Origin of the sequence: Rhodococcus sp. A14, from assembly GCF_011603105.1 — a bacterium.
In the GTDB taxonomy this organism is placed as follows: Bacteria; Actinomycetota; Actinomycetes; order Mycobacteriales; family Mycobacteriaceae; genus Rhodococcus_F; species Rhodococcus_F opacus.
In genome coordinates this window covers 1-534 of the sequence record NZ_JAAOQS010000317.1, presented here as the reverse complement: position 1 = coordinate 534, position 534 = coordinate 1, and the positions used below count along the sequence as shown (strand labels likewise).

Here is a 534-nt window from a genome sequence, read left to right as displayed (position 1 = left end):
GCTTATCGCAGCCTCCTACGTCCTTCATCGGCTCCTGGTGCCAAGGCATCCACCGTACGCTCTTCATTACTTACAACAAAGATGCTCGCGTCCACTGTGCAGTTCTCAAACAACACACAACCAACCACCCGCGCAGACACCAGACCAGAAAAGCACACCCTCACGGGCACACCCTCCTGCGGTTTGACCTGCAGTGCTTGTTTGTCGTCACTTTCCTGTAGAGGAAACACTCACGTGTTCTCTCAGGACCCAACAGTGCATCGATATAACTCTTCTCCCACCGGCACTCGGGCCGGCAGTAATGAAAAGAATGGTTGTCAGTGTTCCACCCATGAGCGTCCGCAGCCCTACTGATGAGGACTAAACGGTCTCTGCCAAGCCGCTGTACACCTGTGTGACAACAACATTGGAGATGTGCTCCTTAGAAAGGAGGTGATCCAGCCGCACCTTCCGGTACGGCTACCTTGTTACGACTTCGTCCCAATCGCCGATCCCACCTTCGACGGCTCCCTCCCACAAGGGGTTAGGCCACCG

The 534-nt window shown here is 55.2% G+C and carries 1 rRNA gene; it reads right to left on the bottom strand.

What is annotated here, in order from left to right:
• Positions 1-425 precede the first annotated feature (425 nt).
• Positions 426-534 (bottom strand): 16S ribosomal RNA (locus G9373_RS45620); the annotation flags it as partial.